Below are 22,268 nucleotides of genomic sequence, written 5' to 3'. Positions count from 1 at the left end.
CAATTTCAAGTAATCTGACACAGAGAGAATCAATACAATGTTTGGAAAAATTCATGAAGTCTATTCTTCCATTTCTGGTGAAGGAATTTCACAAGGAATCCCTACTGTCTTCATTCGATTTGCTGGATGTTCCTTACGTTGTGGCAAAACGGAAACAAGAGCGTTATGGTGTGACACAGCTTACGCACTTGGACCAAACCAAGGCGAAGAAAAATCTCTGGAAACAGTTTGGAATGAATTAGTTACATTGGATTCGCACCATGGATACCAAGTGTTACTGACGGGAGGCGAACCTTTGGAAGGAAAAAACCGCGACCTCTCCGTAGCCATTGCCAAACGAATCTACGAACACCGAATGAATTTCGGTAGGCCCTACCCTGCTCCCCGAGTAGAAACCAATGGGAGCGAACAGATCACCGATGATTCCTTTTTTGTTTTTACTATGGATTACAAATTACCGGGTTCAGGTATGGAAGATCGAATGAATCAGGAAAATTTCAGGATTCTAGAAAAGAGACATAATTCACTTGACGAAATCAAGTTCGTTGTGCGAGATAGAATCGACTTTGATAGAAGTATCGAAGTCATTCGCGAACAAAAAATACAGACAAATATATTGTATTCGCCAGTCCACGGTGAAGTGGATGCCAAAGAACTAGTCGAATGGATCAAAGTTGACAATCCACCTAAGTGTCGTTTGTCGCTTCAAATTCACAAAGTTCTTTGGGGAAATCAGAAAGGAGTTTGATGGACATCCCTACTCAATTAAGTTTAGATTTTGAAACAACGGTTGAACCAAAACAAACAAATGAGTATGGATTCCTCATCGACGAACCGGAGTTAGGTCTAGCAAAAGTTACAAATGAAACTGCGACTTCTGTTGAATTGTTTTTTGAATCCAAAGAAATTTTTAGAACCGTTAATAAATCAAACAAACAATTACAATTTTTAAATCAATATCCTGATTCACTACGCGTTTGGGAAGAATTTCCGAAAGCAATGGACTTAGCCCTTGCGGCAAGCCAACTAAAACTCACTTATAATTTTAATAAACTTTCCTCTCTTTCAAATTCTAGAACGCGATTACTTCCTCATCAGATTGAATCTACGTTTATCGTTGCCAATAGTTTAAAACCTAGATTTATCTTAGCTGATGAAGTGGGTCTTGGAAAAACTATTGAAGCTGGTCTTGCTGTAAAAGAGCTGATGTTTCGCCGTGGACTTAAAAAAGTCCTTGTTGTTGCACCTTCTCCGCTTCTTGTCCAATGGCAACAAGAGATGAGAAACAAATTCAATGAAGAATTTGCCATCGTAAGAAGAAGAAACTTTGTCACAAACGGCCCCGACCATTGGCGCAATTTTAACAAAATCATCACCTCTATCGATTTCATAAAAAACCCAAGGTATGCTGAAGAAATTTTAAGTACTAAATGGGACATCGTTGTTTTTGATGAAGCTCATAGACTCAGACGTGATTATTCAAAAATCACTCGTGGTTATCTTTTTGCAGAAAAAATTGCTCGTAAAACAGAATGTTTACTTCTTCTCACGGCCACACCCTTTCGCGGAAAACTAGAAGAACTATTTTATCTATTACACTTAGTAGATCCAAATATCCTTGGGCCGTACCACACTTTCGTAAATGATTATGTAGTGGGCCAAAAAGGTGATTTAAAGGAAAAAATATCAAAAGTACTCCTTCGTCGTCGAAAGGTAGAAGTTGGCGGATTTACCAAACGATTTGCGAAAACAGTACGCATTGACCTTTCTCCCATTGAACGTGCGTTTTATGATGAAACCACTGAATATGTGAAGAGAGAATACAATATGGCGATGGGAACCAAAAACCGAGCCATTGGTTTTGTGATGGTAGTCTTTCAAAAATTATTGGATTCCTCTGTGATCGCACTTCTCTCTGCCTTACAAAAACGTAAATTTATGTTGGAATCCAAATTCCATTACATGAAGGAACACGAAACCACTCTAGATGATTGGGATTTGGATGAAACGGAAGGTGTCGAAGAATTCATCACAGAATTAGAAGATGAAGAAATGTCTAGTTTTCAAAGGATCAAACGTGAGTTATTCACTTTGAACCGACTCATCCATTTGGGAAAACAAATCAAAGAAGATAAAAAAACTCTAAAACTAAAAGAAACACTCTATCGTTTAAAAAAAGAAGGCCATAAAAAATTCATTATCTTCACTCAATTTAGAACCACTCAAGACCATTTACAATCTGTGTTAGAACCTGATTTCAAAGTATCTCCCTTCCATGGTTCCTTAAGTATGGATGAAAAAGAAGTTGCGATCCAAAAATTCAAAGAAGACTACGAAATTTTAATTTGTACAGAAGCTGGTGGAGAAGGTCGTAACTTACAATTTGCAAATATACTTTTTAATTATGATTTACCTTGGAGCCCACTAAAGATCGAACAAAGAATCGGTAGGATCCACCGCTTCGGACAAAAAGATAATGTTTATATCTTTAATTTCGCTTCTAAAGATACGGTTGCCGAAAGAATTTTGGAAGTTCTTACTAATAAAATTCGATTGTTTGAAGAATCAATTGGTGCTTCTGATGATCTTTTAGGAACTATCGAAGAAGAATTGGATTTTAATTCTAGTTTGATGAAATTTGTAACTGGGACAAAAACAAAAGAAGAATTAGAAACTGAATTTGATCTACGGATTCAAGTAGCTCAAAAAGGATTTGAAAAACTAAACGCACTTGTCACTCCTAAAGTATTAGATTTTAATTTAAAAGATTACTACGATCACACTCTTGAAGAAAGAGAATGGAACAATAGCCATTTAGAGGAAGTGGTTGCTCAAGGTGCGAAATTTTTTCAAAACCAGCTACCTGGTACTCTAACACCAATTAGCAAAGGATCTTACGAATATAAAAACGCAGAAGGAAAAATTAAAAAAGCAACCTTCGATTCCGATCTGGCTTTAACCAATGACTCACTGGAATTTTTAGCTTTTGGACATCCTTTTGTGGAGAAGGTAACAGAATTACTTACTCTAAGCGATGTTGGTCGAAAAAAAAAGTATCTGCTAGCAAATAACTTAGGTCAAAAAATTCTTTTTGTCTTCCAAGTTGAATTTGATTTTTCACTCAAACGAAAGGATCTTTTCTTTATTGAATTTGATCTAAAAAAGAAAAAAACCACTATTCTCACAGAAAAACCTACGGAATGGACAGAAACAAAAACCTATGTTCCCGAAAAGGAAATTCCTCTTTCAAAACTGGAAGAAGCGTTTATCTATTGTTATCCTATCGTAGAATCAGAAGCAGAGATTAAAAAAGAAATCCTTAGAAAAGAAACCTTGTCAATTTTTCAAAAAGAAGAATACAAAGTGGAACTTTCTCATCAAAAAACCATACGTCAATTGGAAGAAAAACTAATGCGTCAAGAGGCCGCTTACAAATGGGACAATCGTCCTGAAAAAAAAGCAGTCCTTCACAAAACCATGAAAGAAATCCAACGTGCAAAAGACGAATACACGGTAGAAATTCGGAAAATTAAAAATGGGGCCACCATTTTCCACAGAATCCGACTTTACCAAACCTACATTAGCATTTAAATTCATTTACATAGAATTTCCGAACAATAGAATTTGGAAATGTTCTTTCCTAAAATCGCGTTTTGGATTCAAATTCTCGTATCTTTATTGTTAGGTTTGTTATTCGGAATTCTATTAAATCCTGAAACTGGATTTGTATCCTCAAACACTTTAAAACCATTTTTGCCTTGGATGAAACTTCCAGGAGATATTTTTTTAAATCTCCTCCAAATGATTATGATTCCTTTGGTGATTGTCTCTATCGCCCTCGGAGTTTCTAGTTTACGCAATCTAAAAGACCTTTGGAGTTTAGGAAGCAAAACTCTTATCTATTTTATTTTTACTACCGTTATCGCCGTAAGCATTGGAATTTCACTGACTCTAGTCATCAAACCTGGTAAATACATTCAATCGCAAACGATAGAATCCAAGATGAATGTTCAAGAAACAAAATTAAATGAAAACCAAGAATCAATTCCTGAGATCATAGCGACGATCATTCCTAAAAACTTAGTCAATGTTTGGTCCAAACAACAAATGTTGTCGATTGTTTTTTTTGGTATGTTTTTAGGAATATTTTTCCTGACATCAAAAGAGTCAGGCACTGGCTTAAAAGCCTTTTGTCACTCTTTGGAAAGTTTTTGTCTTTGGGTTGTAGCGACAGCAATGAAATTAGCCCCCTTAGCCGTGTTAGGTTTAATGAGTTTTGCCATTGTTCAAATTGGTTTCTCTTTGTTTTTGGGACTTCTTTCCTATATTGGAACTGTCCTTTTTGGACTTTTCTGTATCCTAGTTTTTTACGGTTTATTGATCCTGGTTTTTACGAGAAAAAATCCTTTCCGTTTCCTGAACCAGGTTCGTGAAATCCCCTTACTTGGATTTTCTACTTCTAGTTCAAGTTCCGTTCTTCCGTATTCTCTAAAGCTTGCTAAAGAGAAGTTAAAACTAAAAGAAACAGTGGCTGACTTTGTTCTTCCTCTTGGTGCCACCGTCAATATGGATGGAACTGCTTTATACCAAGCAGTCGCTACAGTTTTTCTTAGCCAAGTATACCAAGTAGATCTTTCTCCATTAGACTTATTTTTGTTAGTTGGAACGGTTACCGCCGCATCCATTGGAACAGCAGCCACACCAGGAGTCGGACTAGTAATCCTTGCTTCCATCCTCCATACTTTTCATATTCCCATAGAAGGAATCACAATCCTTTTTGGAGTTGACCGCTTTTTAGATATGTGTAGAACTTCAGTAAATCTAACCGGCGATCTATCTTGCGCGTTTATTATGGACCATATCTGGAAGGAAACAAACCCCAATGAAAATATTTAAAAACTCAATTTTGTTAGGAATGTTAATATTCCTAACCCATTGTGATACCAAAAAGGATTATTTCGATGATATCGGCGCAAACCTACTTTGCACTACCTATGCAATTTGTAATGGGGAGACACCTGCAAAAACAGGAATCATTGGTGATAGTTGGACAGATATTCTTCTTGGTTTTCCATTTGTAGAAACTCTAAGACCTCAGTTAGAAAACAGATTTCATTATAAATTTGTTGGTGCCACCCTAGGTGGAAAAACTTTACAACAAGTAGTCAGCCAGGGCCTCCAATTCCAAGTCATCGACCAAGGTGGCGCGGATATGAAGGTAATCATTCTTTCTCTTGGGGGGAATGATATCCAAGCAAATCTTTCCCAATATATTGGAAATATCGACGCGGTACAAGCACAGCGTTTTGCAACGATCAAAGCAAACCTCAAACAAATGATCATTACAGGAAATGCATACAAAATCGCAAGATTTGGTGGACCACCATTAAAATGGATCATCCACGGATACGATTATCCAAATCCTTATATGCCATCAGTCATTGCTGGCTCAGAAGAAGGTTGTAAATCCAAGTTTGATCGTATAGGACTCATTGTTCCCGATGCGGCTGTATTTACTTCAACTCAAGTAGATGCTTTCAATAATCTTCTTTTAGAAATTACTCGCGAAGAACCATCTTTCATCTATGTAGATTTGAGAAGTACACTGGGCGGAAAACCAATGTCACGTGCAGAATTTATGTTAGATTGCATACATGCAAATAACTTAGGTTATACGCTTCTTGCAGATAAATTTGCGAGATTCATTTATCCGATCACCAATCAAGGACTTTAAATATGAAAAATAAAATTATAATTTCTCTCTTTAGCTTTTTAATTGTACCTTCATTGTTTTCACAACCAACAAACAGTGGATTTGCACACCCATTACAAATTGATCCCGTAGCAGTTTATACTAAAATTAGAGGAAACGCCAGTTATTGGGATAAAGACTACAACCAAGTCAAAGAAATTAATAAAAATATCAATATTGAAGGGGAATACAAATTTTCAGAATCCTTTTCCGTAGTTTCTTCGATTGGTAGAAATCAATATTCCCAAACAGATACAGCAAAAGAAGTTACTTGGGATCGCTGGAATGCAGGAATTAAGTATGGTAAAATCTTTGAAAATGGTTCCTCACAATTTTTAATCGGTGCTGGTTTACGACTCTACGATAAAAAAAGAAATTCTGAATTCAGAGAGAGAGAAAATCCTGATTTCTATTTAGTTCGCCCTAACTTTGGCTTAGGTTACAAATATGGTATCTTCCAAATTATGTCAGAGTTCCGTTTCCAAACGGAAACCAACAAACATGGAAAAGAATCTAGTTTAGAAGAATTCAAACGATTCTACCAAGTTGGAATTGCGCCATCATTTGCTATAGCTGACTCCGTCCGTATTTTTACAGAACTTGAATATAGAGAACCTTTGGATAGAACTGCCGATAAAAACTTAAGATACTTTAATTTGTATCCAGGTATCTCTATGAATACAGAGAGTTTGGGAACTTTTAGTTTTTCTGTACTTTTGGGTGTTCTTCCCAAATCAGACAATGCCATGGATCGAGGAATTCGGTTTTCCTATTTTTATTTCTTCGATACAAGCCCATAGTGTATGAAACAACTTTTTTGGTTACCAATGCTTTTATTTTCTTTTCAATGTTTAAGCATTCAAATTGGAAATCCTTCGGTAACTTTGTTTCATAACAAAGGTCAAGAAGGTTGGTATTCACCGGGAAAAGTTCCCACTGCTTCAGACAGATTTGCAGAATCTTGTACGACAAATTATTTTGGATTGGTGAGCATAGGGAATGCTAGTTTGGATTATATTCCTCGCCATTCCCGTCCTATAGAAATTTTAAGCCTAGACCATTACTACAAAAATCAGTATTTCTTTTTCCAAGAACTTTGTTTACGCGTCACAGGCCGATGAAACAAAACATTGACTCTTTAAGTGAATTCGCAAAAAAAATTAAGAGCGGATTGATTTATGAAGAAATCGAATCCAAATTGAAAGAATTTCATTCCAAAAAAAATAATGTTTCCAGTAAATCTTTTGATGCACTGACAGACAAAATTCGAAAGAAAGAAGAACAAATCAAAAAGCTCTATGACGATATCATCATTTTACAAAATAAACTTTCGCAAGCCTTGGATCAGGAACTTAAAAAATAAGACAGTCTTGTTACGAACCCAAATTTTGAAGTTCACTTACGTTTTCTGCTTCGTTTTTTCATTTTCCTGTGCAAGCTCTGGATTCGGAACTCAAGGCCTACTTTTTGAAGACCAAAGAATTAGTCTGATGGAAACGGGATTCTCTGCGACCAAAGAAGGAATTGCCTGTGCTAAGTCCTATTTAGGCCTCCTGGCCCTTGGAGATGCTTCAGTGGAAACCTCCCAGAAAAACGGAAACATCAAAGAAATTACGTCTATTGAACTGGAAAGTTACAATTTCTTGGGGATTTACGCAAAACTATGTACGGTTACCAAGGGAAATTAGTCGAAACTAAATCTAGAACCTATGCCAATGTGGAAGAAAATACGAATTCTGGTTTTATTTGTTTTTTCCTCTCTGGCTTGTTTGCCTGAGCCAAAACCTTCGCTTCTAGGAGTCCTTGTACTTCCTCTCATCACACAAACATCAGCTAACTTCTCCATAGAATCAACTAATCCAAGTAATGGGGCAACGGGTGTTTCACTGACTCCCACTATCACCATTGTAATGACACAAGCCATCGAATCGACTTCGCTCAATACAAATATAAGCTGTTCTCCTTCTTGCCCTAGTCTCACAGGTGGTGCTTCCAACAGAACCATCACTCTCACACCAGCAAGTGCCCTCGTCACGGGAACTACTTATACCATCACTCTTAATCAAAACATCCAATCGATTTTTGGACTGACTTTAGGCACAAATACAAGTTTTAGTTTCACTACTTTATAAACAAAAAAGCCGACGTTTCCGCCGGCTTCTTTGACAGAAACATCCCGAAGAAAGTCTCCACTAAATTAAAGTAATTTCGAATTCGATTTCTTATTTAAAGAAATTTAAAACGATACCACCTTTTGTTACAAAAAATTCAGCAAACACAAGTGAGGTGATCGCCATAAGTTTAATCAAAATGTTGATCGCAGGGCCAGAAGTATCTTTAAACGGATCTCCTACTGTATCACCTACAACCGCTGCTTTGTGTTTCTCAGAACCTTTTCCACCGGCAGTTTTCTCAATGTATTTTTTTGCATTGTCCCAAGCTCCACCAGAGTTGGCAGAAGAGATAGCAAGTACTACACCCGATACAAGGGCACCGGCAAGAAGACCAGCAAGTGATTTCACACCAAACAGGTATCCTACAACGATTGGGCTTAAAAGAACCAAAAGACCTGGAGGAATCATTTCGCGAAGAGCTGCTGAAGTAGAAATATCTACACATTTTGCATACTCAGGTTTTGCAGTTCCTTCCATGAGACCAGGGATTTCTTTAAATTGGCGACGAACTTCTTTTACCATATCAAGGGCTGCTTTTCCTACAGACTTCATAGTCATGGCAGAAAAAATAAAAGGAAGCATGGCACCAAAAAGAAGTCCACCAAACACCAAAGGATCTAAAAGTTCGATCGAAGTAAGATCAATCGCACCTTCTCCCATTTCTTTGGAAGCATTTTGTGTTCTTGTGATAAAGGCAGCAAATAGAGCAAGTGATGTTAAAGCTGCAGATCCAATAGCAAATCCTTTTCCTACTGCCGCAGTTGTGTTACCGGCTGCATCAAGGGTATCCGTTCTATCGCGAACTTCTTTTCCAAGTTCTGCCATTTCAGCAATCCCACCCGCGTTGTCGGAAACTGGGCCGTAAGCATCAATAGTAAGACCAATTGCAATGGTGGAAATCATTCCAATCGCAGCGATAGCGATTCCATACATACCCGCAAGGATATTGGAAACAACAATCACGATCACAAGTAGGATCACCGGAATCACTGTGGATTTGTAACCAAGAGCAAGGCCATAAATGATATTTGTAGCGGCACCTGTTTCGCAAGCATCTGCAACTTCACGCACTGGTTTGTAAGAATGAGAAGTGTAAATCTCAGTAATCCAACCAATGAACATACCAGCAAACAAACCTAATGCGACTGAAATATAAACATTCCATTTTGTGATCGTTTTGTCCCCGATTTGGAAACTATCAATCATAAAGATATCAGTAGCAAAGTAAAGAGCGATCGCTACGATAAAAGTAGATATCCAAAGTTGGAATTTTAAAACCTTCTCAACATTTCCATTTTCTTTCACTCGAGCAAAAAATGTTGTGATGAGAGATGCAGGGATTCCAATCGCAGAAATCAAAAGTGGATAAAGTAAAGCTGAGTTATTGTCAGCAAGTGCTGATGCTGTGGCACCAATCACAAGAGCTGCACAAGTGGCTTCCGCTGCTGAACCAAAAAGGTCAGCACCCATACCAGCAATGTCACCGACGTTATCTCCTACGTTATCAGCAATGGTTGCAGGGTTTCTTGGATCATCTTCTGGAATTCCTTTTTCTACCTTACCAACAAGGTCAGCACCTACGTCTGCAGCTTTGGTATAAATACCACCACCCACACGACCAAACAGTGCTACAGAAGAACCACCTAAACCAAATCCCGCAAGTGATTCCATAAGGATATGTTTTGCTACACCGACGTTTGCACCAGTAAACAGAAGGAAAAGTCCAATCATACCGAGAACAGCCAAACCTATCAGTCCAAAACCCATTACGGCACCGGAGTCATAAGCCACTCGGAATGCTTTGGAAAGGGAAGTTTTTGCTGCTTGGGCCGTACGAACGTTCCCTGCTGTCGCAATCTTCATTCCAATAAAACCGGAAAGGCAAGAAATGAGGGCACCAGATACAAAGGCAACGGAAGTATAAATCCCTTCGTTGAACTCTGTCTTTGGATTGTCCAAAAGTAAATAGATGAGAACTGTCATGAAACTGATAAATAGCAAAATGACTCGGTATTCTCTGAGAAGGAAGGCCATAGCCCCTTCTGCGATCGCGGCGGAGATTTCTTTAAGTTTTGCGGTTTCTTTTACGTCGCCACCGTCTGCGCCCACTTGGATGCGTACCACCCGTGCTGCGTAGAAAATCGCCGTGGCAATGGAAACAAGCGCCATGACGATTATGATTAACTCTACATTCATGAGATCCTCTTTGAGATTGTTTATTTGAATTTCTAAGATTATTTAGAAGATGACCGATGAGAATCCATAGATGATACTTCGGTCTAGGAGAATATGGCAATTTGGTGTTTTGGCAACAAGTCTATTTCTAGTTTCCAGCCCAAATTTAGCAGAAACAGAGGTTCTGAACCCTGTTAAGGCCTTTTATGGTTATGAAGATCTTTTGCGTATGGCAGAAGACAAAATTGTCCAAGAAACCCCCGCTAAAGCCTTCGATTTCCTCATCAAAGCCAAAGAAATAAATCCTGATCCTGACTTTCGTTACCACAATTTAGCGGCGAGAGCACATATGAAACTGGGACAAATCTTTGAAGGAATCCATGCCTATGAAGAATCGATTAAAAAGAAAAAAGACCAACTCGATTTAATTTTGTACGTAGCTGATTTTTACGAAAAAGAAAGGAAACAAAAGGAAGCTTTGTTCTATACTCAATTGTACTTAGAACAAAAACCAAATGCTAAGTACAGATTGTATACAGCTGCCATTTTATCCCGACAACTTGGATTAGAATTAGAATACGAAAAGTACATGCAATCCTTAGAATCTGACAAAACTTTTGTTTCCGAAAAAGAGGCTCTACAAACAAGTCTTTTAAAAAATATCAAAAACAAAAAATGGAAAGAAGCGGATGATTTAAGTTTACGGTATTTAGTTTATTTTCCAAGAGAAGAGGCTATGTATGAAACATTGATTCTTGCAAGAAGAGGCCGCCAGTCAGAACTCCTAGAACAAGCTTACCAGTGGACAGCCACCGTATTTTTAAACGAAACCAGATATTTTACACGGTATGGAGTTTATCTTCAAGAAAAACAAAGATATTTAGAATCACTTTCTTTGTTTCGACGTGGATTTTATAATTTACTAAAATTTTATCCGAACTCCGACGCAGGAGAGATTTTATTTCTCATTAGACAAAGTTATGCGAATCTAGGAAAAGATAGAGACACTCTAGCCATTGACTCTCTCGTAAAAGACTTTATGAACCAAAACAAACTTACGGCGATTGAATTGGAAAACCATCAAAACACTTATCGTAAGAATAGAGAGTATTTACTTTTTTGTATCTATTGGTTTACGAAACACGATACAGCAAAGGCAAACGAATTTAGACAAAAACTAAAAGATCGTGACTCAGAATTTGAAGAATTGGAATTCCTGAGAGTTATAGGACCTTTTTCTATCCTCCCACAGGATCTTTAAAATGTCTGTAACCAATTCAAATGCAGAGGTCAAGATTTCGAAATCCAATCCATTTCCTTTGAGATTTTACTAAAAGAAAGGGATTGGATTTAACTAAATTACATTTTTAACTATGGTATTTCTTTTTATCATCAATTAACGATTGTACAACGGATGGATCAGCAAGTGTACTGATATCTCCGAGTGTATCAAATTCATTATTGGCAATCTTTCGTAAAATACGACGCATGATTTTCCCTGAACGTGTTTTTGGAAGTCCAGGAGCCCAGTGGATGACTTCTGGCCTTGCAATTTTACCAATTACCTTTTCAACCATAGCAATGAGCTCTTTCTTTAAGGCATCATTGGTTGTGACTCCTTGCTTTACTGTCACATAAGCATAGATTCCTTGACCCTTAATGTCATGGGGAAATCCAACTACAGCTGCTTCGGCCACTGATTTATGTTCTACAAGAGCACTTTCTACTTCTGCTGAACCAATACGATGGCCAGAAACATTTAAAACATCGTCAACTCTTCCTGTGATCCGAAAGTAACCATCTTTGTCTTTGTTGGCACCATCCCCAGTAAAGTAGTATCCTTTGAATTGTGAAAAGTAAGTATCAAAGAATCGTTTGGAATCTCCATACACTCCCCGCATCATCGAAGGCCAAGGTTTGGCGATACAAAGGTTTCCAGAGATCTCTCCTTTTCCTTTAATTTCCACACCTTCATTGTCAACAAGAACCGGTTGGATACCGTAAAATGGCCAACTTGCCGAACCTGGCTTTTGTGGTATAGCACCAGGCACTCCAGAGATCATAATCGATCCTGTTTCTGTTTGCCACCAAGTATCTACAATGGGACATTTTGATTTTCCAATATTTTCATGATACCATTCCCAAGCTTCTGGATTGATCGGTTCGCCCACGGAGCCGAGGAGTCGTAAAGACTTCAGTGATCTTTTTTTGATATGCTCAAGTCCCTCTCGCATCAAGGCACGGATGGCAGTAGGTGCTGTATAAAATACAGTAACTTTATATTTATCAATTACATCCCAAAACCGTCCTGCATCGGGGTAACTAGGAACACCTTCAAACATAAGAGAAGTTGCCCCGTTGGACAAAGGTCCATAGAGAATATAACTATGCCCTGTGATCCAACCTATGTCTGCCGTACACCAATAGGTATCCGTTTCTTTATAATCAAAAATAGTTGCAAAAGTAAGATTGGCACCTAACAAATATCCTGCGGTTGTGTGAAGAACTCCTTTCGGTTTTCCGGTAGAACCAGAAGTATAAAGAATAAAAAGCGGGTCTTCCGAATCTACTGGCACGGGCGGGCATTCTTTTCGAACATCTGCTTCCTTCATTAGGTAGTGGTACCAGTGGTCTCGGCCTTCTTTCCAGTTTAAGTTTCCTTCATCCCCAGTTCTTTTTACAACGATAACATCTTTTACTTTAAATTTGGTTTCTTCCAAAGCAACATCGACATTCTTTTTTAATTCAATGGGTTTGCCACCTCGGTATCCACCGTCTGCTGTAATCACAAGAGTAGGTTTACAATCTTCAATTCGACCAAGTAGTGCTTCGGGAGAAAATCCACCGAATACAACAGAATGAACTGCACCAATACGAGTACATGCAAGTGTTGCGATTGCAAGTTCAGGGATCATAGGCAAATAAATGAGTACGCGGTCCCCTTTTTTCACTTGGAACTTTTTTAAAACGTTAGCAAAATAATTCACTTCGCGATGGAGGTCGTGATAAGTAAGTACTTTCGATTCATCGGGGTTGTCGCCTTCCCAGATCAGAGCTGCTTTGTTCTTGAGTGGAGAATCTAAATGTCTATCTAAACAATTGTAAGAAACGTTGAGTTTGCCACCAACAAACCATTCCACTTTTGCTTTTGCAAAATCATGTTTGAGGACTTTGGTCCATTTTTTAAACCATGTTAGGCGTTTTGCTTGTTCGGCCCAAAACTTTTCTGGTTTTTCAATGGATTCTTTATATTTGGTTTTGTATTCTTTTAAACTAACGTTCGCAAGTTTTGCGAAGTCTTTGGACGGTGCCACGATTCTTTCTTTCGGCATAGATTCCCTCTAGAGAGAGAATGCTGAACTTTTTTTTAGAAAAGTCCAGCATGAATCTTAAAAATAGAATTTAAAAATTGAACTTAATGCGAACCAGTTCGAATCAAATCCAAAAATTCACTTCGTGTCGTTGGATCCGTTTTAAATAGACCAAGAAGACTAGAAGTAAAGAGTTCTGAATTTTGTTTTTCTACCCCGCGCATCATCATACATAAATGTTTTGCTTTGATGACAACCCCCACCCCAAGTGGATCCAAAGTTTCTTGGATGGCCTGGGCAATTTGGTCGGTTAGGCGTTCCTGGACTTGTAAACGACGTGCAAAAACATCCACAATTCTTGGAATTTTACTAATACCAATGATTTTTTTATTGGGAATGTAAGCAACATGTGCTCTTCCATAAAAAGGAAGCAAATGGTGTTCGCAGAGTGAATACATTTCAATATCACGCACTAGAACCATCCCTGTTGTGTTTTCTTCGAAGATAGCTCCGTTGACAATCTGGTTCAAATCGGCTTTATACCCGCTTGTCAAAAAGTCATACGCTTTTTTCACGCGACTCGGAGTTTTCGTAAGACCCTCTCTTTTAGGATCTTCACCAATTTGTTTTAGGATTTCTTCGATTAAGTTTTCCATCCGATTCCTTTTTACAGATATGTTCCTTGTGAGGCTGCTTTCCAAATTATGAATGCAGAATTATCACTACCAATTTGACTAGACTCTACCAGAAAGGAAAAGACACATTTCCTTTTTTTAAATTAATTCTAAAGGACATAATCTAGATCCAATGCCACTTAAAATAGGTTACGATGCACGGATGATCGAAAATTCGGGGATTGGGATTCGTATCCAACATATTTTAAAATTTTGGCCTATCCCTCCGGAGGAAGCTCATTTATATATCTTCGGCGATCCGGTAGTTCTAAAAAAATACGACATTCCCAAAGAAGCAAGAATCATAGAATACAAAACCAATATTTATTCACCCAAAGAATTTTTAGGCCACCCTCAAATGGCAAATATGGATATTTTGGATATACCTCATTTTAATATACCTTTTCCATACATTCGAAAGTGCATTGTTACCATCCATGATCTAATTCCTTACCATTTTAAGGCGGCTCATAGTTCGTTCGTCAAACGAATGTATATGCATATCGTGTTTCGATGGATCAAATGGTTTGCACTCAAAATTATTGCTGTTTCTGAATTCACCAAACAAGACTTAGTCAATCATTTTGGTTTTTCTGAAAAAAAGATCACTGTGGTGTATAACGGAATCGATTTAAAAAACTTTTCCAAAAAAAATCCAAACGAAGTTTCTAATTTTATTAAAAAAAATAAATTACCGAAATCTTATTTATTTACAGTTGGAATCGGAAAAACACATAAAAATTTCCCGTTTTTGTTATCTAATTTAGAAGAGTTATGGGATAAGAAAAAACTTTCATTGCCTTTGGTTGTTGGTGGTTTGAGTAAAGAAATTCCAAAAGATTTTCTAGAATTTCAAAAGAAGTATCCAGATAAAATTTATTTTTTATCTCACATTCCTTACGCTGAACTTCCCCTCGCTTACCAAGCAGCAAAACTTTTTCTCTTTCCCTCTCTCTTTGAAGGATTTGGATTTCCAGTTTTAGAAGCCCAAAGTGTAGGAACTCCTGTTTTCTCCTCCAATGCCAGTGTGCTACCTGAAGTTTTAGATGCCAGCTACGAACCCTTCGACCCAAAAGATTCTCAATCATTTCAGACTAAATTGCTTTCTTTGCTAAAGGACCAAAAGAGAAGCCAAACTTTGGCGAAATTAGGAATCAAAAATGCGGCCCGATTTACTTGGCTTTCAGCCATTCAAAAATTAAAGCAAGTCTACCAACCTTTGATATCACAACATTTTTAGAAGAAAGTAGAAAGGAATCTGTTATATTCCCTAAATTCCGACTCAGAAAAGGAATTTTCAGAGCAAAAAAATTCTTGTCGTACCATTGGGATCATCCGAGACTGATTCTCAGAACCATGATCAAGTGTCACTGTGCAGAAGTTTTCTTTGAATCTATCTTAAATGTTGTCAAAGAATCCAATCGACCTATACTAGAAGTTGCCCGCGAGATGGGAGCTGCTGATACATGTACGGCTTGTGTTCCGGATATGTTAGCCTTCATCGAGCAGGAATTGGAAGGTCAACTTGCAGGAAATACAGCTCATTGATTCAAACTTAATCGAATCTCTCGTCAAAAAAGCACAAAACACCGAAAGAAAACGTACTAATCACAACTTCCACGAACAATCGGAAGTATACCAAAGATTTTTAAACGTTCTTTCAAAAGATACCTACATTCCACCTCACAGACATTTGTCGGATCCTAAACCAGAAACCTTCGTGGTTTTGAATGGCGAAATTGGGTTTTTAATCTTCGAAGAAAGTGGCGAAATTAAAGAAGCTCATAAACTTTCAGCAAGTGGTCCCAAACGAGGAATCGACCTAAAACCCGGTGTTTGGCATAGCTTAGTTTGTTTGTCTGAGAATGCAGTTTGTTTTGAAGGAAAGTCCGGTCCCTATGATCCAACGATTGATAAAGAGTTTCATCCTAAATATCCTCTAGAAGGGAATCCAAAGGTTCCCGAAACAATTAAATCATTTGAATCTTTGTTTGTATGAATTGGATTTCATTCCTTAGAAGATTTTATCTGACACTCCTTATGGTTTCTTTTTCCTTTTTTTGTAAATCCCTGCCTTCCATTGTTCCCGTTAAAGAACATAAATTTGAATCTATTTCCTCGGATGGAATTTTAAGAACCTTCCGATATTACATTCCAAAACAAATCAAAGAAAACCGACTGCCTGTAGTTTTTATTTTGCATGGGGGTGGTGGGAGTGGGGAAGGAATGATTTACCTCACACGTATGTCCGAAAAGGCCGAAGAATATGGGTTCATTGCCGTTTACCCTGATGGTTATGCAAATCGTTGGAACGATGGAAGAAAAATCCCTCATTCCTTAACAGATAAACGTAATACTAAAGATGTGGATTTTTTCCGTGATATGCTAAATCATTTAGATACACAAATTCCAATTGATTATAGCCGAATTCATGCCGTTGGAATTTCTAATGGTGGTTTCATGACGCAGCGTTTGTTATGCGAAGCTCCAGATTTATTTAGTTCTGGATATTCTGTTGCCGCTGTTACTTCCAGAGGTCTAAAAGAAATTTGTAATCCACCGCCACATAAATCCATTGGATTCATTATGGGAACCTCAGATGATGTAGTACCTTATTTAGGGGGAACAGTAGCAATCCCAGCAGATCCCAACAACGATACCAAACGTATTGCTGCAGGAGATGTGCTCTCCTATTTAGAATCATTAGAATTTTGGAGTTCTAGTTTTTCCTGCAAAGAAGAGACAAAATCGAAAAAACGTCATATAAACAAATTTTGGAAACGTGACATACAATACACGCAGTTTACCGATTGTCATTCGGACCAAAAGGTGGAAGGGTATTTGATACCAGGAGGAGGTCATATTTGGCCTAATGGCTTTTATTACCAAAACGAAAAACAATACGGGTATTTAAGTAAGGACTTGGATACAAGGGAAATTGTGTTACAATTTTTTAGAACTACTTATAAAAAAGAAAAGTTGGTAAACAATGCATCATTCGGAAATTAGAAATTCATCCACTGTATTTACCACTTTAGAAACTGGATCAGGGGAACCTGTTCTTTTCCTCCATGGTTTTCCAGATAACCATAAAACTTTTGCTCCCATTATGGAACAAATTGGTAAAAAGAGTTTTCATTGTATTGCTCCTGTTATGCGAGGATATGAACCTTCTACTATTTCCCATGCTCATAAGCTTCACGTAGTAGATTTAGTCGATGATATCCTTGGTTGGATGGAAGATCGCAGATGGGATTCTGTGCATTTGGTGGGTCATAATTGGGGAGCTGTAATAGCTTTTGCTGCAGGAATGTACTACCCAAACCGAATCAAATCAATCACGAGCCTCGGCGTACCTCTACTTCGAACATACCAAGATTCCTTCTTTTGGGCTCCGCAACAAACTATCCATTCCTGGTATGTTGTTTTGTTTCAAATTCCCTTCTTGGCTGAACTGACCATTCGTTCCAATGGTTTTGCACTTGTTGATTTTTTATGGAAAGATTGGTCGCCAGGATTTACTCCAAATCAAGACCATCTAGCTGAGATTAAAGCGAACTTTCAAAATCCCGGAATTCTCTCTTCTGCTCTTGCTTATTATCGAAATTTAAATGATTTATTCACAGAATCAGGTAGGGAAAGTATATTAGGAATTTTAGATTCTCAAATTACAGTTCCCACTCAAATTCTTTATGGACTAAATGATGGTTGTTTCCATAAAAATCTTTTTGAGCACCTAATCGATGAAACGGACTTCCCTCGTGGATTTCGTAAAATTGGTTTCGACCATGCAGGTCACTTTCTTCATTGGGAGAAAAGAGAAGAAGTTACAAAGTTGATTTTAGAATGGTTACAAAAAAATAAATAAGAAACCATTCCTTTTTATTCGTCATATGTATTTTAGGGAGATTGAATATGTTTCAAAATATGGGTCTTTATGACAGAATCATTCGAGTTGTCGTTGGTTTGGTATTAGGTGGATTGTATTTGGGTGGAGTCGTAGAAGGAACAACAGCAATAGTACTTTTTGCTATTGGACTTGTTATGATTGCAACTTCAGCAATTGGATTTTGCCCAGCATACCTTCCTTTTAAATTTACAACTAAAGAAAAATAAACACCTCTCGGACAAAGAATACAACTCACAAAATAAACTTTGTGAGTTGTATGTTTGTTCCTTACTTTTTCAAACTCACCAATACTTCATAATGTTGGGTTCTTGGAAAAAAATCAAATAAACCCATATATGTCAGTCTATATCCTATGGCTTCTAATCTTGTAATATCTCGTTTGAGTGTACTTGGATTACAACTAGAGTAAATAATTTGTTTTGGTGAAAACATAGAAGCAGATTCGATAATTCCTTCCGTTAACCCAGCTCTTGGTGGATTGACAATCCATATAGGAATCGTAGAAACATGTTTCGGAAGGTGTTTTTGGTATAAATCGCTTACTTCATATTCAAACTGCAATGCACTGTTCGTCTTTGCATTTTCCTTTGCATAGCGAATACTTTTTTCGTGAGATTCCATTCCATACAACGATTCAATTTTTTCTCGTATCGAAATTCCAATGGTACCACAACCACAAAAGAGTTCCAAAATATTGGCAGAGTCTGGTAACAGAGATTTAATTTTTTCAAGCCAAGGTTCTAATAGAAACCGATTTATTTGAAAAAAACCGCGTTCGGGAACTTTTAACTTAGTATTAAAAATAGTGATTTCTGTTTGGTCTCTTTCATAATTTACAACAGATTTGGAAGACAAACGAAGTTGGATCACTTTGTTTTTTGCAACCGATTTCTGGAGACCAGCGGGAACCATATCCCATAACAAACGTTTATCGACTGTTTTACAGACTGAATTTGATTCTTTTACTATACGATGGGAATTTTTTGAGAAATAACCGATTTCTCTACCATTCGATTGCCATTGTACATTATTTCTGTACTCGTTTTCTGGCCCTTTCACCACTTGGATTTTCCCTTTCCATTTAGGAAACATTCCTTCTAGAAGTGTGGTTTTGATTTCCACCTCATCTTGATAGGAGATGTGCCGATAACTACAACCGCCGCACTCCATAAATACAGAACAATCAGAGGGGATTCTACTTTCCGATGGTTCAATGACTTCGGAAACAGATCCGAACCATTCTTTGTTTCCAGTTTTATAAAGACTTATGTCTACCAATTCGCCGGGTAGTCCACCCTCAACAAAGACGGCATGCCCCTCATGGTGAGCTAAACAGAAACCACCATTGACCCACTTTTCTAATTTTATACGCAACTTTTCCATTCTCTAGAACCATTCATTGAATATTCATTTGACACTGCACTCGCATTTAACATAACGGATAGGTACTCTTGGAGAAGTGGCTGAGTGGTCTAAAGCAGCGGTCTTGAAAACCGTCGTGGTAATCCCACCGTGGGTTCGAATCCTACCTTCTCCGAGTCGCTGGAGACGTGCCTGAGTGGCCGAAAGGAGCGGTTTGCTAAACCGTCGTACGAGCAATCGTACCCAGGGTTCGAATCCCTGCGTCTCCGTTGTTACCGTCATGAATACCACTCAAATCAAAGACAAATTAGAAAAAATCCAAGCCTATCTAGTCACTGACGAAGCGGCAAAAATTTTTGCGGTTTTGCCTTTGTATTTCTCTTGGGTACCAGTTTTTACTTGGAAACGAAACATTCCTGAATTTGTTACTGTTTGTTTGTATTCAGCAGTTAATACTTGTTTGTTCTTAATAGGCTTGTTATTAGCCCAAGTGGTTTCCGTTCTTCCCTTCGTTGGCCTCTATTTAGCTGCCACCATCCACCTCCTATCCGTACTACTTTATCTAGGAATCGCTGGATTTTTGATTTACTCCATCCGCTTGAAAAAAACCATAGTGATACCCATTCTTTTGGACTGGGTAAAAATGCTTCAAGCATTCATCGCGCCCATAGCTCAACTGGATAGAGTATCTGACTACGGATCAGAAGGTTAGAGGTTCAAATCCTCTTGGGCGCAAGTGGAAGCATTCGACTCGTTTTTAGAGCGATACGCAGAAGCAGTTTCCCACCATCCAAACGAAATTCCCTCCTATTCTGAGATCATTACAAGAGATGGACTTCTTCTCTCTTCCGCCTTCAATTCCGTTGAACAAACATTAAATCCTACAAAACATAGCGAATTCTTAGCCATAGAAGATGCGCTTTCGAAAACCGAAGGTCGTTACCTGACAGATGCTATTTTAATCACTGCATTGGAACCTTGTCTCCTCTGTGCAGGTGCCATCTTAAGAGTAAAAATTCCTGAAGTAGTTTATTTTGTTCCAGCAAAACCTGGGGAAGGAATTTCTTCCTACACAACAGAATCCATTTATTTACTGAATCACTTTCCCAAGTGTACCCTCATTCCGAGATCCCACATAAAATTTGAATTTCTTAGTTTTTTCAAAGAGAAAAGGTAGAATTCTTATGACCGTTTCTTTTTATGGAAGCCAGTAGAAACCATTGGAGAGATGTCAGAGTGGTCTATTGTGCATGCTTGGAAAGCATGTGTGCCAAAAGCACCCCGGGTTCGAATCCCGGTCTCTCCGCCAGGTTCTACCTTCCTTTTACTTTCCCCAAGCCACTTAGAAATCTTTCGGCAATTTTAGTTGCAACCTCTCGGAACGCTTACAAATATACATTATCAATGCGGTAGAATCAAATATCCATAAAACTGGATTTTGATACGGACTTACATGAGCGAAAACCACCAAGTACTCTTTAGAAAATATAGACCCCAATTTTTTCGCGATGTGATTTACCAAGACCTCGCAGTTGGGTCTTTACAAAATGCCTTTAAGTCTAAAAAAATCGGACATGCCTATATCTTCATTGGACCACGTGGAGTTGGAAAAACTACCATAGCAAGAATTCTCGCCAAACGACTGAATTGCGAGAGACCAGATGGAGTAGAACCATGTAATGAATGCACTTCCTGTTTAGAAATCACAAAAGGAAATTCAAATGATGTATTTGAAATTGATGCTGCCTCTAATAGTGGTGTGGATAATATACGTGAACTACGTGAAAATGTAAAATTCAATGCCATGGGTGGTAAGTACCGAGTTTATATTTTGGACGAGGTGCATATGTTAAGTGGGGCTGCTTTCAATGCCCTACTGAAAACTTTGGAAGAACCACCGGCGCATGTTGTATTTATTTTAGCTACGACCGAATATCATAAAATTCCAGAAACCATTTTGTCTCGTTGCCAAGACTTTCATTTTCGAAAAGTCCCAGTAACCGTTTTACAAAACTATATCGAAACACTATGCGAAAAAGAAGGGTTAAAATACGATTCGGAAGGTTTATTCTGGATCGCAAAAAAAGGCGATGGTTCTGTTCGAGACACACTTTCCTTTATGGAACAAGCGGTGATCTTTACTGACGGCAATCTAACTGGTGCTAAACTCAGAAAAATGATTGGGTATCATGGAATTGATACTTTTACCGATTTTTTAAACCAACTTCTCGACTCTTCCCAAAGTGCCCAAATTTTTGAAACTCTTGAAAATCTTTTTCAAGCAGGAATTGACCTGAGTAAATTTGTTTGGGACTTTATTGAATTTCTAAATTCCCTTCTTCTCATCAAAGACAACCTAGCAGATAGGGAATCAATTAACATTCCACAAGAAGACTTACAAAAGCTAAAACAAAACTACCGTGAATTAGATCGCGAAGTTTTAGTTTTACTTGCTGAAAGAATATTTTCAATTCATGAAAAGTTGAATTTAATGAAACTTCGTAGCTCTTACGAAATGAAAGTTTATTTAGAAATTCAATTTCGTAAATTGATCTTAGATCGTGAAAAACCAAGTGTTTCCGGTTTGCTCGCAAAAATTTCCGAGCTCACCAAACTAGTTCAAGGTGATATTTCTCATATTCCGGAAAACGTAGACCTGACAAAAAAGCAAACACCGCCTGTAGCCACAACAAGTCAACAAAAGACAGAACCTACGCAATCGCTGGCAGAAAAACCAAAACAAAATATAGATTTCGATACGAAACCGAATCCTCCAAAACAAGAACTACCTTCAACGCAAAAACAAGCGACAGCAAATCCAGCAGCTTCTGAAGATATGGAAAAACTTTTAAAAGAAAAGTTTTCAGGAATGGAAGTAGATCCCAAACAATTTAAGAATTTATAAGTCCA

General features: G+C 37.9%; 22 protein-coding genes and 4 tRNA genes. 22 read left to right on the top strand and 4 right to left on the bottom strand.

The genetic code is table 11. From position 1 onward, the window contains the following. Positions 1-37 precede the first annotated feature (37 nt). Genes LEP1GSC203_RS04210 through LEP1GSC203_RS19540 form a run of 9 tightly spaced genes read left to right on the top strand, consistent with a single transcriptional unit; the run spans position 38 to position 7,884 of the window. Positions 38-748 (top strand): 7-carboxy-7-deazaguanine synthase QueE, encoded by a 711-nt coding sequence (locus LEP1GSC203_RS04210; protein ID WP_002972300.1) that lies wholly within the window; start codon positions 38-40, stop codon positions 746-748. Beyond that, entirely contained in the window at positions 748-3,591 is a 2,844-nt protein-coding gene (locus LEP1GSC203_RS04205) for a DEAD/DEAH box helicase (RefSeq protein WP_002972799.1), read from the top strand. Before LEP1GSC203_RS04210 ends, LEP1GSC203_RS04205 begins: the two co-directional genes overlap by 1 nt. Before the next feature lie 39 nt (positions 3,592-3,630). Beyond that, positions 3,631-4,896, top strand: a complete 1,266-nt coding sequence (locus LEP1GSC203_RS04200; RefSeq protein ID WP_002972867.1) for a dicarboxylate/amino acid:cation symporter — start codon at positions 3,631-3,633, stop codon at positions 4,894-4,896. Continuing rightward, the gene (locus LEP1GSC203_RS04195; RefSeq protein WP_002972746.1) at positions 4,883-5,734 is read left to right on the top strand and encodes an SGNH/GDSL hydrolase family protein; all 852 of its coding nucleotides are present in this window, start codon (positions 4,883-4,885) and stop codon (positions 5,732-5,734) included. The genes LEP1GSC203_RS04200 and LEP1GSC203_RS04195 overlap by 14 nt, the downstream gene beginning before the upstream one ends. A 2-nt stretch (positions 5,735-5,736) precedes the next feature. After that, positions 5,737-6,552, top strand: a complete 816-nt coding sequence (locus LEP1GSC203_RS04190) for a hypothetical protein (RefSeq protein WP_002972733.1) — start codon at positions 5,737-5,739, stop codon at positions 6,550-6,552. A 3-nt stretch (positions 6,553-6,555) separates the two neighbouring features. Further along, positions 6,556-6,873, top strand: coding sequence for a TRL domain-containing protein (locus LEP1GSC203_RS04185; RefSeq protein ID WP_039937111.1), 318 nt, complete (start codon positions 6,556-6,558; stop codon positions 6,871-6,873). Further along, the gene (locus LEP1GSC203_RS04180; RefSeq protein ID WP_002972562.1) at positions 6,870-7,115 is read left to right on the top strand and encodes a hypothetical protein; all 246 of its coding nucleotides are present in this window, start codon (positions 6,870-6,872) and stop codon (positions 7,113-7,115) included. The genes LEP1GSC203_RS04185 and LEP1GSC203_RS04180 overlap by 4 nt, the downstream gene beginning before the upstream one ends. Then, the gene (locus LEP1GSC203_RS20085) at positions 7,051-7,440 is read left to right on the top strand and encodes a TRL-like family protein (RefSeq protein WP_269570765.1); all 390 of its coding nucleotides are present in this window, start codon (positions 7,051-7,053) and stop codon (positions 7,438-7,440) included. The genes LEP1GSC203_RS04180 and LEP1GSC203_RS20085 overlap by 65 nt, the downstream gene beginning before the upstream one ends. A 21-nt stretch (positions 7,441-7,461) precedes the next feature. Beyond that, positions 7,462-7,884, top strand: a complete 423-nt coding sequence (locus tag LEP1GSC203_RS19540) for an Ig-like domain-containing protein (RefSeq protein WP_198008543.1) — start codon at positions 7,462-7,464, stop codon at positions 7,882-7,884. Positions 7,885-7,974: 90 nt separating this feature from the next. Here the strand turns inward: LEP1GSC203_RS19540 and LEP1GSC203_RS04165 are convergent, their stop codons facing one another. Beyond that, complete coding sequence (locus LEP1GSC203_RS04165) at positions 7,975-10,122, bottom strand: sodium-translocating pyrophosphatase (RefSeq protein WP_039937109.1); 2,148 nt, start codon at positions 10,120-10,122, stop codon at positions 7,975-7,977. 70 nt (positions 10,123-10,192) lie between these two features. Between LEP1GSC203_RS04165 and LEP1GSC203_RS04160 the strand changes: the two genes are divergently transcribed. Next, positions 10,193-11,362, top strand: a complete 1,170-nt coding sequence (locus LEP1GSC203_RS04160; RefSeq protein ID WP_002972716.1) for a tetratricopeptide repeat protein — start codon at positions 10,193-10,195, stop codon at positions 11,360-11,362. Between the two features lie 106 nt (positions 11,363-11,468). On the opposite strand, the gene acs is transcribed toward LEP1GSC203_RS04160, so the two are convergent. Beyond that, the gene (gene acs, locus LEP1GSC203_RS04155; protein WP_002972581.1) at positions 11,469-13,433 is read right to left on the bottom strand and encodes an acetate--CoA ligase; all 1,965 of its coding nucleotides are present in this window, start codon (positions 13,431-13,433) and stop codon (positions 11,469-11,471) included. Between the two features lie 83 nt (positions 13,434-13,516). Then, complete coding sequence (gene folE, locus LEP1GSC203_RS04150; RefSeq protein WP_408605593.1) at positions 13,517-14,113, bottom strand: GTP cyclohydrolase I FolE; 597 nt, start codon at positions 14,111-14,113, stop codon at positions 13,517-13,519. 136 nt (positions 14,114-14,249) lie between these two features. Here folE and LEP1GSC203_RS04145 point away from each other — a divergent pair, with 136 nt between their 5' ends. The 6 genes from LEP1GSC203_RS04145 to LEP1GSC203_RS04120 all read left to right on the top strand — a co-directional run bounded on the left by LEP1GSC203_RS04145 (position 14,250) and on the right by LEP1GSC203_RS04120 (position 18,202). Beyond that, positions 14,250-15,326 carry a glycosyltransferase family 4 protein gene (locus LEP1GSC203_RS04145; protein ID WP_002972678.1) on the top strand — a complete coding sequence of 359 codons (1,077 nt, stop codon included), beginning with the start codon at positions 14,250-14,252 and terminating at the stop codon, positions 15,324-15,326. A 116-nt stretch (positions 15,327-15,442) separates the two neighbouring features. Then, positions 15,443-15,634: a (2Fe-2S)-binding protein gene (locus tag LEP1GSC203_RS04140; RefSeq protein ID WP_039937230.1), complete on the top strand. Its 192-nt coding sequence runs from the start codon at positions 15,443-15,445 to the stop codon at positions 15,632-15,634. Continuing rightward, positions 15,612-16,085 (top strand): WbuC family cupin fold metalloprotein, encoded by a 474-nt coding sequence (locus LEP1GSC203_RS04135; RefSeq protein ID WP_002972418.1) that lies wholly within the window; start codon positions 15,612-15,614, stop codon positions 16,083-16,085. Before LEP1GSC203_RS04140 ends, LEP1GSC203_RS04135 begins: the two co-directional genes overlap by 23 nt. Further along, a complete protein-coding gene (locus LEP1GSC203_RS04130) occupies positions 16,082-17,095 on the top strand; it encodes an alpha/beta hydrolase family esterase (RefSeq protein WP_002972480.1) in 1,014 nt (337 codons plus the stop codon). The genes LEP1GSC203_RS04135 and LEP1GSC203_RS04130 overlap by 4 nt, the downstream gene beginning before the upstream one ends. Next, positions 17,076-17,954: an alpha/beta fold hydrolase gene (locus LEP1GSC203_RS04125; protein ID WP_002972818.1), complete on the top strand. Its 879-nt coding sequence runs from the start codon at positions 17,076-17,078 to the stop codon at positions 17,952-17,954. The genes LEP1GSC203_RS04130 and LEP1GSC203_RS04125 overlap by 20 nt, the downstream gene beginning before the upstream one ends. 47 nt (positions 17,955-18,001) lie before the next feature. Further along, entirely contained in the window at positions 18,002-18,202 is a 201-nt protein-coding gene (locus LEP1GSC203_RS04120; RefSeq protein WP_002972894.1) for a YgaP family membrane protein, read from the top strand. A gap of 61 nt (positions 18,203-18,263) precedes the next feature. On the opposite strand, the gene LEP1GSC203_RS04115 is transcribed toward LEP1GSC203_RS04120, so the two are convergent. Further along, the gene (locus LEP1GSC203_RS04115; RefSeq protein WP_002972165.1) at positions 18,264-19,379 is read right to left on the bottom strand and encodes a class I SAM-dependent RNA methyltransferase; all 1,116 of its coding nucleotides are present in this window, start codon (positions 19,377-19,379) and stop codon (positions 18,264-18,266) included. Between the two features lie 70 nt (positions 19,380-19,449). Here LEP1GSC203_RS04115 and LEP1GSC203_RS04110 point away from each other — a divergent pair. The 6 genes from LEP1GSC203_RS04110 (at position 19,450) to dnaX (ending at position 22,263) form a co-directional block, all read left to right on the top strand. Continuing rightward, positions 19,450-19,533: transfer RNA gene (locus LEP1GSC203_RS04110), tRNA-Ser, on the top strand. A 7-nt stretch (positions 19,534-19,540) separates the two neighbouring features. After that, positions 19,541-19,627: transfer RNA gene (locus tag LEP1GSC203_RS04105), tRNA-Ser, on the top strand. 392 nt (positions 19,628-20,019) lie between these two features. Further along, positions 20,020-20,093: transfer RNA gene (locus LEP1GSC203_RS04100), tRNA-Arg, on the top strand. Between the two features lies 1 nt (position 20,094). Then, a complete protein-coding gene (locus LEP1GSC203_RS04095; protein ID WP_002972303.1) occupies positions 20,095-20,535 on the top strand; it encodes a nucleoside deaminase in 441 nt (146 codons plus the stop codon). A gap of 45 nt (positions 20,536-20,580) precedes the next feature. Continuing rightward, positions 20,581-20,667, top strand: a tRNA-Ser gene (locus LEP1GSC203_RS04090). A 144-nt stretch (positions 20,668-20,811) separates the two neighbouring features. Beyond that, the gene (gene dnaX / locus LEP1GSC203_RS04085; protein WP_002972428.1) at positions 20,812-22,263 is read left to right on the top strand and encodes a DNA polymerase III subunit gamma/tau; all 1,452 of its coding nucleotides are present in this window, start codon (positions 20,812-20,814) and stop codon (positions 22,261-22,263) included. Positions 22,264-22,268: the final 5 nt, after the last annotated feature.

It is taken from the genome of Leptospira terpstrae serovar Hualin str. LT 11-33 = ATCC 700639, assembly GCF_000332495.1.
In the GTDB taxonomy this organism is placed as follows: domain Bacteria; phylum Spirochaetota; class Leptospiria; order Leptospirales; family Leptospiraceae; genus Leptospira_A; species Leptospira_A terpstrae.
The sequence above is the reverse complement of the archived record's forward strand: the minus strand, read 5'-3'. Positions and strand labels throughout refer to the sequence as shown.